The organism is Nocardiopsis lucentensis DSM 44048 (genome assembly GCF_000341125.1).
GTDB classification, from domain to species: Bacteria; Actinomycetota; Actinomycetes; order Streptosporangiales; family Streptosporangiaceae; genus Nocardiopsis; species Nocardiopsis lucentensis.
This window is the reverse complement of sequence record NZ_ANBC01000201.1, coordinates 1-11,031: the sequence shown is the minus strand read 5'-3', so window position 1 is coordinate 11,031 and position 11,031 is coordinate 1. Positions and strand designations below refer to the sequence as shown.

Annotated in this window: 13 protein-coding genes and 1 pseudogene (1 of these 14 only partly in view); 9 read left to right on the top strand and 5 right to left on the bottom strand. The window is 73.3% G+C overall.

Features of this window, described 5'->3' with window-relative positions:
* Together D471_RS33285 and D471_RS0106670 are read right to left on the bottom strand one after the other, a co-directional pair.
* Positions 1–484 (bottom strand): annotated as a pseudogene (locus tag D471_RS33285) (MFS transporter); it reaches 732 nt to the left of the window's first position.
* Between the two features lie 236 nt (positions 485–720).
* Complete coding sequence (locus tag D471_RS0106670; RefSeq protein ID WP_017597906.1) at positions 721–1,713, bottom strand: LacI family DNA-binding transcriptional regulator; 993 nt, start codon at positions 1,711–1,713, stop codon at positions 721–723.
* 254 nt (positions 1,714–1,967) lie between these two features.
* Here D471_RS0106670 and D471_RS0106665 point away from each other — a divergent pair, with 254 nt between their 5' ends.
* The 5 genes from D471_RS0106665 (at position 1,968) to rpsN (ending at position 4,586) form a co-directional block, all read left to right on the top strand.
* Entirely contained in the window at positions 1,968–2,390 is a 423-nt protein-coding gene (locus D471_RS0106665) for a CBS domain-containing protein (RefSeq protein WP_017597905.1), read from the top strand.
* Between the two features lie 241 nt (positions 2,391–2,631).
* On the top strand, positions 2,632–3,726 hold the full coding sequence (locus D471_RS0106660) for a GTP-binding protein (RefSeq protein WP_017597904.1): 1,095 nt from the start codon (positions 2,632–2,634) through the stop codon (positions 3,724–3,726).
* Positions 3,727–3,739: 13 nt separating this feature from the next.
* Complete coding sequence (gene rpsR / locus D471_RS0106655; protein WP_017597903.1) at positions 3,740–4,000, top strand: 30S ribosomal protein S18; 261 nt, start codon at positions 3,740–3,742, stop codon at positions 3,998–4,000.
* Between the two features lie 42 nt (positions 4,001–4,042).
* The gene (gene rpmB, locus D471_RS0106650; RefSeq protein ID WP_017597902.1) at positions 4,043–4,279 is read left to right on the top strand and encodes a 50S ribosomal protein L28; all 237 of its coding nucleotides are present in this window, start codon (positions 4,043–4,045) and stop codon (positions 4,277–4,279) included.
* 1 nt (position 4,280) lies between these two features.
* On the top strand, positions 4,281–4,586 hold the full coding sequence (gene rpsN, locus D471_RS0106645) for a 30S ribosomal protein S14 (protein WP_017597901.1): 306 nt from the start codon (positions 4,281–4,283) through the stop codon (positions 4,584–4,586).
* 27 nt (positions 4,587–4,613) lie between these two features.
* On the opposite strand, the gene D471_RS0106640 is transcribed toward rpsN, so the two are convergent.
* Positions 4,614–5,066, bottom strand: a complete 453-nt coding sequence (locus D471_RS0106640; RefSeq protein WP_017597900.1) for a hypothetical protein — start codon at positions 5,064–5,066, stop codon at positions 4,614–4,616.
* Positions 5,067–5,181: 115 nt separating this feature from the next.
* A complete protein-coding gene (locus D471_RS0106635) occupies positions 5,182–5,805 on the bottom strand; it encodes a LysE/ArgO family amino acid transporter (RefSeq protein WP_017597899.1) in 624 nt (207 codons plus the stop codon).
* Between the two features lie 72 nt (positions 5,806–5,877).
* Between D471_RS0106635 and D471_RS0106630 the strand changes: the two genes are divergently transcribed.
* Together D471_RS0106630 and D471_RS0106625 are read left to right on the top strand one after the other, a co-directional pair.
* Entirely contained in the window at positions 5,878–6,774 is an 897-nt protein-coding gene (locus D471_RS0106630; RefSeq protein ID WP_017597898.1) for a LysR family transcriptional regulator ArgP, read from the top strand.
* 230 nt (positions 6,775–7,004) lie between these two features.
* Complete coding sequence (locus D471_RS0106625; protein WP_017597897.1) at positions 7,005–8,210, top strand: PucR family transcriptional regulator; 1,206 nt, start codon at positions 7,005–7,007, stop codon at positions 8,208–8,210.
* 11 nt (positions 8,211–8,221) lie between these two features.
* On the opposite strand, the gene D471_RS0106620 is transcribed toward D471_RS0106625, so the two are convergent.
* Positions 8,222–9,190: an LLM class F420-dependent oxidoreductase gene (locus D471_RS0106620; protein WP_017597896.1), complete on the bottom strand. Its 969-nt coding sequence runs from the start codon at positions 9,188–9,190 to the stop codon at positions 8,222–8,224.
* A gap of 263 nt (positions 9,191–9,453) precedes the next feature.
* Between D471_RS0106620 and D471_RS0106615 the strand changes: the two genes are divergently transcribed.
* On the top strand, positions 9,454–9,984 hold the full coding sequence (locus D471_RS0106615) for a YbhB/YbcL family Raf kinase inhibitor-like protein (protein ID WP_017597895.1): 531 nt from the start codon (positions 9,454–9,456) through the stop codon (positions 9,982–9,984).
* Positions 9,985–10,231: 247 nt separating this feature from the next.
* On the top strand, positions 10,232–11,031 hold an 800-nt coding region (locus D471_RS0106610; RefSeq protein WP_017597894.1), incomplete at its 3' end, for an ATP-grasp domain-containing protein.

Here is an 11,031-nt window from a genome sequence, read left to right as displayed (position 1 = left end):
CCAGGAAGCCCCCCCGCCAGCCGAGGAGCTGGCCCAGGAAGGTGCCCGCGGGGACGCCCACGATGTTCGCGACGGTCAGACCGAGGAACATGCGCGCCACCGCGGTCGCCCTGCGGTCGGGGCGGGCGGTGTGCGCGGCGACCAGCGCGCCCACGCCGAAGAAGGCGCCGTGCGGAAGGCCCGCCAGGACCCGGGCGGCGAACACCGTCCCGAAGCCGGGGGCCACGACGGTCGCGACGTTGCCGAGCAGGAAGAGCCCCATGAAGATCAGCAGGACGGCCTTGCGCGGCACACGCGTGCTCAGGGCCGTGAGCAGCGGCGCGCCGACCACCACTCCCCCGGCGTAGGCGGAGATCAGGTATCCGGCGGTCGCGACCGGGACGTCCAGATCCGTGGCGACTTCGGGCAGCAGACCCATGATCACGAACTCGGTGGTACCGATGGCGAACGCTCCGACGGCGAGAGCGAGCAGGGCCAGAGGCATGGGTGTGCCCCCTTTCACGACGGTGGACGCGGGGTGGGCGTGCGAACGGGAACCCAGGGGTGTGGGCCGACATGGTCGGGGAGGACCCCGACCACCGATTTGGCACGTGCTAAATCCAGGGTCGCAGCTCTCCGGGACCGAACCCAACCACTCGGACGTGTGATCTCCCTCGCGGCGGCCGGAAGGCGGGGCACGGACCCACCCGCGCGCGGGTCCGCCCCGACGGCGGATCCGGGTCAGCGCGCGTCCGGCCTCGGCGGCCCGGTGCTCCCTCGGACGCTGAGCGTGGGCTCCAGGACGACGTGCCTGGCGTCCGTGCGCCCCTCGTCCAGCCGCTCGGCCGCGCACCCCATCGCGATCCGCGCCATCAGCGCCGCGTCCTGCCGGACGGAGGTGAGGTCGACGAAGGACAGGCGAGCGGTCCGGCTGTCGTCGTAACCGACCACGGACACGTCCCGCGGAGCGTGGACGCCCGCGCGGACGAACGTCTCCAACAGGCCGAGCGCGCAGCGATCGTTGCTCGCGACCACGGCGGTGGGCAGGCGGTCGCGCGTCAGGAGTGCGCGAGCCGCCCGCGCGCCCGACTCCTCGGAGTAGTCGCCCGCGATGACGTCGGCGAACGGGCCGAGGCCGTGGGCGCGCATCGCCTCGGCGTAGCCCTGCCTGCGTTCCGGCGCGCCGGGCAGGTCCGCGCCGTCGACGTGCGTGATGGCGCGGTGCCCCAGCGCGACCAGGTGGTCCACCGCCTGACGCACCCCGTCGGCGTCGGCGGTCCGGACGCTGTCGGTGCCCTCCACCCCCGTGCGCTGACCGATCTCCACCACGGGGACCTGCGCCGCGATCGTGGCCAGGTGGGCGGGGGCCGCGGCGGAGAGTCCGATGAGGATGAGGGCCTCACAGCGCAGACCCAACAGGTCGTCGATGGACTCGCGCTCATCCCGCGTGGACAGCAGAGCGCTGAGCACGACGCCGTAGTCCAGTGCGGCGGCGGCCGGGTAGACGGCCTCGACGAGGTGGACGTCGAGCGGATGCTCCATGGTGAACAGCACCCCGACCTGGCGGCTGCGGGCCCGGCGCAGCAGTCGGGCCGTCTTGTCCGCGCAGTACCCGATCTCCTCCGCGGCCCGCAGGACCCTTTGCCGCGTCGCCGCGCTCGGCCCGGGGCGGTCGCTCATCACCAGGGACACCAGCTGCCGGGACACCCCGACGCGCGCCGCGACGTCGGCCATCGTCGGCCGACGCGCGGGAACCCCTCCTGACCGCGCGCCGCCCGTGCTCCCGGTTTCCGGCATCCCGTCCCCTCACCGCCCGGCGTCTCGTGCCGCCGATGGTAGCGGCATCGGCGAGGATCCCCGACAGGGGCGGGAAACCGGCGTCGGCACAGGCTCCGACCTGCTCCGAAGCGCGCCCCGCCAGGTTTGGCCCCTACGGGAACGGCTAGGGGTCCAATGCGGGACGCACACCGAAGGAAGGGAGAGGGATCATGCCGAGGACCATCTCCGAACTGATGACGAGCCCCGCGCGCACGGTCGGGCCGGACACGTCCCTGCGGGCCGTGTCCCGCATCATGCGGGACGAGAACGTCGGCGACGTGATCGTGACCCACGAGGACGGCTCGCTCATGGGCATCCTCACCGACCGCGACATCGTCGTGCGCTGCCTGGCGGCCGGCGGGGACTGTGACACCCAGACCGCAGGCGCCACCTGCAGCGCGCACGTGGCGACGGTTCCGCCGCAGTGCCGGGTCTCGGAGGCCGTGGACATGATGCGGTCCAAGGCGGTGCGCCGCCTGCCCGTGGTGGACGACGAGGACGTCGTGGGGATCATCTCGATCGGCGACCTGGCCCAGGCGGTCGACGAACACTCGGCGCTGGCCGACGTCAGCTCCGCCGAACCGAACCGCTGAACTCCCACCGCGGGACGGTGCCCTGACCCGAGCGGGGCACGGGTGCCCCGGACGGTGAGACGGCCGCCACGTCCCACCGGGCCGCCCACGGGGGACGGCCCGGGGCGTGGCGGTCCCGCACGCCCCCTCCCCCTCGCCCACCGACCCGTCGGCTCCGGGGTCGGTCGCACGTAGGTTACGATAATGATTATCGTTTCCATTTTAAGAACGGAGGTCACCCCCGATGGAGCCGACAAGCCCCATGCGCGTGGCCGTGGTCACCGGACTGCACCGCGCCGCGCGCGGACGGACGGTGGACGCGCTGCTCGCGGCGGTGCCGAGGTCGGTGGCGGTCCACCACGACCTCGAGGAGATCAGTGAGGGGCGCGTCCACCGCGTCACCCGCGACCGCTGGGGACCCCTTGACCGTACCCCGGTCGAACTGGACCACCTGTGCGCGTCGTGCACCCTGCGCGAGGACCTCGTGCCCCTCTTGCTGCGACTGGCCGCCGAGGGTGAGCACTCCCTGTGCGTCGTGGAGGCCTGGGACGTCGTCGAGCCCCGAACGGTCGCCGAGGTCATCGCCGCCCAGCGCGAGCTGGACCTGGTCGCCGCCCTGACCGCGGTGGCCGCCGACCGCCTGCTCCCCGACCTGGCCACACACGACGACCTGCGCGACCGCGGCTTGGACATCGCGGTGGAGGACGATCGGACCGTCGCCGAGGTCCTGGCGCACCAGATCGAGTACCCCACCGCCGTGGTCCTGCACGGGACCCGGCACCGCGACGAGGCGCGCTCGCTGCTGGAACAGCTCAATCCGGCCGCCGCCGTCGTCACGCCCGGAGCGGGCCTGGCCGATCTCACGCACGGCCGGTTCGACCCCGAGGCCGCCGCCAATCGCACCAACCCCGCGTGGGCGCGGTACAGCCCGCGCACGGACGGCCGGGTGAGCACCGTGACCTGGTCCCGCAGGAGGCCACTGCATCCCGAGCGCACCCATGAGGCCCTGGAACGGCTGGTCTCGGCCGGGTTGCGCAGCCGGGGGCGGATCTGGCTGGCCAGCCGACCCGACACCCTCCTGGTCTGGGACGCCCACAGCGACGCCCTGGTCCTGGAGAGCGGCGGCCCGTGGCTGGACGCCCTGCCCGGAGCCGCCATGGAGATGGTTTCCGAGGCGCGGCGCTTCGCCGCCCGGCTGGACTGGGACCCGGTCGTCGGGGACCGAGGGCAGCACCTGGCCTTCACCGGGGTCGACCTGGACACCGAGGGCCTGGTCGCGCTGCTCGACTCGTGCCTCATCACCGAGGAGGAGACCGGGCGGCCACTCCGGAACGACCCCTTCGCCGACGCCCTGTGAGAAAGGAATCCCCATGAGCGCCACACCCCGGCGGGCCGGCGGGCGCGGCCCGTCCCGCAGGTTCGCCAACCCGCTCGGCGACGCCGACCACGTCGACTACAAGGACGTCGAACTGCTGCGCAGGTTCATCTCCGAGAAGGGCAAGATCCGCAGCCGTCGGGTCACACGGGTGACCGCCAAGCAGCAGCGGCTCATCACCGCCGCGGTGAAGAACGCCCGCGAGATGGCCCTGCTCCCCTACCCGTCCAACACTCCAGCGACCAGGAAATCCTGATCGCGCACAGGAAACCCCGACCGAACGACCGAGAGGAACACCGTGTCACGCGTCTGCCAGGTGACGGGCCGCGCCCCGAGCTTCGGGAACGCCGTCTCCCACTCGCACCGGCGCACCCGCCGCCGATTCGACCCGAACATCCAGAGCAAGCGGTACTGGCTGCCCAGTGAGAACCGCTACGTCCGACTGCGGGTGAGCGCCAAGGGCATGCGCGTCATCGACGCCCAGGGCATCGAACGGGTGGTCGCCCAGATCCGGGCGCGCGGGGAGAGGGTCTGAGATGGCCAAGAAGAGCAAGATCGCCCGGAACGAGCACCGCGGGCGCGTCGTGGCCCGGTACGCCGAGCGGCGGGCCGAGCTCAAGCGGATCATCCGGAGCCCGGAGACGGGCCCGGAGGAGCGTGCGGCCGCCGTGCGCGAGCTCCAGCGCCAACCCCGCGACGCCAGCGCGACGCGCGTACGCAACCGGGACTCGGTGGACGGCCGTCCGCGCGGGTACCTGCGCAGGTTCGGGCTGTCCCGGATCCGGTTCCGCGAGGCGGCCCACCGCGGGGAGCTGCCCGGCGTGACCAAGTCCAGCTGGTAGGCGTGAGCCCCGGGGCGTGCGGACGGGTCAGGCCGTCCGCACGCCCGTGACGCGCTGGAGCGCCAGGGCCGCGAGCCCGCACAGCCCGCCCGCGATCGTCCCGGTCACCAGGCTGCTGACCACCGCGAACCCTCGGATGATGACGGCCTGTGCCGCCGGGGCGAGGTCCGCGAGGTCGCCGCCGAGCGCGGGCGGGTCGTCGCCCCACGAGACGTTCCACAGCAGCTGGTGTCCGAGGGCGAGGAAGACACCCGAGATCAGCCCGACCGCCAACAGGGTCACGAGGGGGTTGGGCACCCGCCGGACCAGGACCACGGCGATCCACACCAGCGGGGGCACGAAGACGAACACACCGTTGACGAACGTGCCCTCCTCGAGGACGGACAGGTCGTGCAGGACCACCCGGGGCACCGAGAGCAGGGCCAGGAGCACGAGTACGGGGAACGACAGGCCGAGGGCGGCCCTCTTCTGAACGGTCATGGGACCAACGTAGGAGCGGGGCCGCGACCGGCGCCTCGTCTCCGAAGCGCGTCCCGCTACGCCGGGAGGCGTGCCCCGGGCCGCCCCTCGACGTAGGGCGTGTCCGCGGACGGAGTCAGCCGCCGAGGGCCAGGCGGGCGCCCAGGGAGAGCATGACCACGGCGATCACCCCGTCCAGGACCCGCCACGCGCCCGGCCGGGAGAACACCGGGCGCAGGAGCCGGGCCCCGAAGCCCAGGGCGAAGAACCACAGGAAGCTGGCGGTCACGGCGCCGCGCACCCACCACCAGCGCGCCTGCCCGTCCTGCTGGTTGGCGACGGAGCCGAGGAAGACCACCGTGTCGAGGTACACGTGCGGATTGAGCCAGGTCAGGGCGAGGGCGGTGACGACGGCCGGTCCGAGCCGCAGGGAGCGCGGTGCCCCGTCGGAGGTGAGGGCGCCGGGACGCATGATCCGGAGCGCCGCGAGCAGGCCGTACACCACCAGGAACCCGGCGCCGAGGACGCGCACCGCGACGAGCGCCGTCGGCACCGCTTCGATGACCGCGCCGACGCCGAGGACCCCGGCGGTGATGAGGACGGCGTCCGACAGGGCGCAGACCAGGACCACGGCCAGGACCGTGCGGGGGCGACCGTCGATGCCGAGCCGGAGGACGTAGGCGTTCTGGGCGCCGATGGCCACGATGAGGGCGAGCCCGGTTCCCAGGCCGAGCACCGCCGCGAGCAGGGATTCGTTCACGTCCGGAACGTTAGGATCTCCGGAGTGTGCAGTAAAGCTAAACTTTCTTAGAACCCTTAAGAAAGGCTAAGGATGCCCTTCCAGTTCGACCACCTGCGCACCCTCACCACATTGGTGGACGAGGGGACCTTCGAGGCGGCCGCCCGCCGGTTGCACGTGACCGCCTCGGCCGTCTCGCAGCGGATCCGGACGATGGAGCAGACCGCGGGCAAGGTCCTGGTGCAGCGCACCAACCCGGTGGCGCCCACCGCGGCGGGCGACGTGGTCCTGCGCTACGCCCGGCAGGTGGTCCTCCTGGACGGGGACGTGCTGGCCGAACTCCAGGCCTGGGAGGGCGGCGCCGACCGGGTCCCCGTCCCGCTGGCGGTCAACGCCGACAGCCTGTCCACGTGGTTCCTGGAGGCACTCGCCGAACTCCCCGCCGACCTGGGCGCGGTGTTCGACGTCCACCGGGAGGACGAGGAGCACACCACGTCGCTGCTGCGCTCCGGGGCGGTGATGGCCGCCGTCACCTCGACCCCGGAGGCGGTCCAGGGGTGCGCGGTCGAGGGCCTGGGGACCATGCGCTACCAGGCCGTGTGCGCTCCGGGCTTCGCCGCCGAGCACCTGGGCGACCCGGTCGACGTGGAGCGGCTCGTGGACGCCCCGGTGGTCAACTTCGACCGCAAGGACGAACTCCAGGACCAGTTCCTGCGGAACCTGACCGGACACGAGCCGAGCGCGCCGTGCCACTTCATCCCGGCCTCGACGGACTTCGCCAAGACCATCCTGCTCGGGCTCGGGTGGGGGGTGGTGCCCGAACAGCAGTGCCTGGCGCAGATCGAGGCGGGGCGGCTGGTCGCGCTCGCGCCCGACCACCCGGTGGACGTGCGGCTGTACTGGCAGCGCTGGAACCTGCGGTCGCCGCTGCTGGACCGGGTGTCGGAGGGGGTGCGGGCCTCCGCCGCCGCCCACCTGCACCCGCTGTAGCCGTGGTGGCACCGGTCGCCGAGCGACGGCGCGGCGAGGGGGCGGGGGAACGCACGCGCCGCGCACAGTGCGCCGCGGACCGGGGTTGTCGGCGCGGCGGCCCTCTGGTGGGATGGGACCGCGGTGCGCCGCCCCCGGCGGGCCGCGTCAACGATGGGACTTTCTGGCGCACGGAGCACGCGCGGGCGTGCCACGACCGGCCTCGGCCGTGCGTCCGCGCCGGAGGTGGCATGTCGTATCCGCGGTGGCAGGAGACTCCGACGGACCCGTTCTCCCGGTTCCCCCCGGGTGTGGGCGCTCGGCTGCGTCCCCTGGTGCCGGGGCTGGCGCGGAGCACGGTCGAGGCGGTCCGACGCCGCGCGGAGGCGCACGGCCCGTCCTTGGATCCCGGTGAGGCCGAGGCGTGGCGCGGGCTGATCGCGTCGGCGGCGTACGCGTTCCTCGACCGGGCCGAGGGCGGCCGCCCCTTCGACGGGCCCACCGGCGTCACCGAGGAGTTCCGCGCGTTCGGAGCCGGTGAGGCTCGCGGCGGGCGGACGCTGGAGCGCCTGCACACCGGGACGCGCACGGCGGTGGCGATCGCGTGGCGGCGGCTGGCGGTCACGGACGCGTTCACCCGCCAGGACGTGGTGGTCCTGGGCGAGGCGCTGTTCGCCTTCCAGGAGGAGGTCACCGCGGCCGCCGCCGAGGGCCACGCCGAGGTACGCCGGGCCGACGCCGACCAGCGCGAGCGCGGACGGACACGGCTGCTGGAGGAGTTGCTGGCGGGGGTCGGCGGCGACAGCGGAGCGGTGCCGGCGCTGGCCCGGGCGGCGCGGTGGCGGGTCCCCGACCGGGTGGCGGTGGCGGTGCTGCTGCCCGGGAAGAAGTCCGCGCCCCCCGCACTGCCGTCCGACGTCCTGGTGGACCTGGAGCGGAGCGAGCCGTGCGCGTTGGTACCCGATCCGGACGGGCCCGGACGGCTGCGGACCCTGGAGCGATCGCTGCGCGGCGGCTCGGCGGCCCTGGGACCGAGCGTGGCGCCGGAGGAGGCGCCCGTCTCACTCTCGCGGGCCCGTGACCTGGCTGACCTGGTCCGTTCCGGGGTGGTGCCCGGTGGTGGCGTCGTGCGGTGGGCCGATCACCTGTCGACTCTGCTGCTGTCACGGGACACCGCTCTGATGGCGGAGCTGGCGCGAAGGCGACTGGCTCCGATGGCGCGGCTCCGGTCGCCCCAGCGGGACCGGATGGCCGACACTCTGCTGGCGTGGTTGGAGACGGGGTTCAACGCCAACGAGGCGGCGGTCCGGCTGCGTGTGCACCCGCAGACCGTACGGTACCGGATACGCAGGTTGGACGAGCTGTTCGGCCCGCGCCTGCGTGACCCGGGGGCCCGGTTCGAGCTGGAGCTGGTGCTGCGCGCCCGCCGCCTGCTGGGGCCGTTGGAGTCGCGTTGACCCCGACGGCGTCAGGTCACGGGGGCGAGCGCGCGCACGGCGGCCACGGGGTCGCCGGGCACGAGCGGCGCGATGACGGGGGTGGTCACCCCGGCGTCGGCGTAGGCGCGGATCCGCTCACGGCAGTACTCCGCGGGGCCGTGCACGATCAGGTCGTCCACGACCGAGTCGGGGATGGCCTCCAGCGCGCCCTTGCGGTCGCCCTCGTCCCACTCCTTCCACATGGGGGTGAGCTCCTCGCGTCCGAGCCATTCGTGGAAGGCCCGGTAGACGGGGACGTTGAGGTAGGCGGAGATGGCCCAGCGGCCGATGCCCCGGGCCGTGTCCGGATCGGTGTCGGGGATCGCGAAGATCCGGGCGACCACCTCCCGGTCCCGTCCGTCCTCGGCGGCTCCGCGCACGTGGGGGGCGACCGTGCGCACGTCCTCGGCGGACAGCCAGTTGATGATCGCCCCGTCGCCCTCGCGTCCCGCCAGCCGCAGCATGCCCGGTCGCAGGGCCGCGACGAACAGCGGAGGGGCCTGTTCGGGCACCGCCCCGAGGGTGAACCCCTGAACGGAGAAGGTGTCGTACTCGGCCTTGACCTTCGCTCCGGTCAGCGCCTCGCGGAGGAAGCGCAGGGTGTCGCGGATCCGCTTGTAGGGCTCCGTGAAGGGGATGGAGTTCCACCTCTCCACGATGACGTTGGACGAGGTGCCGATTCCCAGCGCGAAGCGGCCGGGCGCGGCGGCGGCCATCGCGGCGGCGCTCATCGCCAGGGTCGCGGGACCGCGCGTGTACACGGGAACGATGGCTGTGCCCAGCCGGAGGCTCGGCGCCCACACACTGGCGAGGGCGAGCGGTGTGAAGGCGTCGGCGCCGTTGGCCTCGGCCGACCAGACGTCGGTGTAGCCGAGGTCGGGCAGCTGCTCGATGACGGACCTCTGTTCCAGGAGGGGGACCCCCTCCAAGGGGATGGTGATGCCCCAGCGAGCGGTCATGGCGACTCCCTGTCGGTGGATCGGATACCGAATCTGGTTCGTGTCCGCTGTCGTCCCCGACCATACCGCGCGGTCGGTATGTCGTCTCCCCCGGGCGGTGCCGTCCAACACGGCGAGTACCCGGATGCGACGGAGTATCCCCGTGAGGCGTATGTTCAGAGAACCTGACGGAACGCCGTACCCGGCGCGGACCGACGTACCGGCACGACGTCGTGTCCGTCAGGTACCGGACCCACTCCCGCGAACGAAGGAGGACCCCGATCGTGGCCATGCCACCCTCCCCCTACGACTTCCTGCCCGAGCTGCCGACGTTCACCCTGACCAGTGACGACGTAGCCGACGGGAAGACCCTGTCCAAGCCCCAGGTCAGCGGGATCATGGGTGCGGGCGGCGAGGACGTCTCGCCGCACCTGTCCTGGAGCGGTTTCCCCGAGGGGACGCGGAGCTTCGCCGTCACCTGCTTCGACCCCGACGCGCCGACCGCCAGCGGATTCTGGCACTGGTCGGTGTGCAACATCCCGGTCGAGGTGACCGAGTTGGCGGCGGGCGCCGCGAACAGTTCCGGTCTGCCGGAATCGGCCGTGACCGTGCGCAACGACGCCGGGGGCCACGGCTACGTCGGCGCCGCGCCGCCGCCCGGGCACGGACCGCACCGCTACATGTTCGCGGTCCACGCCGTGGACGTGCCCCGCCTCGAGGTGGACGCCTCGGCCAGCCCCGCCTTCGTCGGTTTCAACCTGTTCTCGCACGCCATCGCGCGTGCGGTCATCGCGCCCGTGTACGAGCGCGCCTGAGGACGGACCGACCTGATCGGGGGCGGGTGCGCGGCGTCGCCGGGCACCCGCCCCCGCCCCTCTCCCTCCCGGGGGCGTGGGATACACGCGCGAGGGGCCCTTTCGGTTGACACCGCAACCGGATTCGGCCAAGACCGGGGTGAACTCCGCCCGGGCCCCCTAGGCTCGTCGCACGGTCGTCCCGACCGCCCCCACACCCCGGGAGGGATCAGCGGTGCCCCAGCAACCAGCGACGAGGCCGACGGTCGTGGTGACGACGGCGGGTTCGGCCCCGACCCCCGGCACCATCCTCCACCTGCGCGAGGCGGGGTTCCGGGTGGTCGCCACCGACATCGACCCCGCCGCACCCGGCCTGTACCTCGCCGATCGCGGATACCTGGTGCCCCCCGGCGACAGCGACGCCTTCCTGCCCCGGATGCGGGAGCTGTGCGCACGGGAGCGGGCGGTCGCGGTGGTCCCCCTCGTGGACGAGGAGCTGGTCCCGATCGCGGCGCTCGCCGACGACGGAGTGGCCGTGCTGCTCCCCCGGGCGGAGTTCGTCGCGACCTGCCTCGACAAGGCGCTGCTCATGCGGCGACTGGACGCGGCCGGGATCGGTGTCCCCCGCACCTGGTCGGCGACGGACTGGCCGTCCGACGCCGCGGACGCCCCCGGCGGGTCCGTCGTCAAGCCCCGCAGCGGCCGGGGCAGCCGCGGTGTGGCGGTCATCGGCTCCCGTGAGGACCTGCCCCGGGTCGTGTCCGAGGGCGGGTACGCGGCCGAGGACCTCATCGTCCAGGAGCGCGTCACCGGCCCCGAGTTCACGGTGTCGGTGGTGGTGTGGCGCGACGGCCGGGTGCAGGCGGTGGTGCCCAAGGAGGTGGTCCTCAAACAGGGGGTCACCCGGTACGCGGTGACGCGCCGCGCCCCGGCGGTGGCGGAGTCCTGCCGGGCCGTGCAGTCGGCCCTGCGCGCCGACGGGCCGTTCAACGTGCAGTTGTGCCTGGACGCCGAGGGCAGGCCCCGGATCTTCGAGATCAACCCGCGCTTCTCCTCGACGGCCGCGTT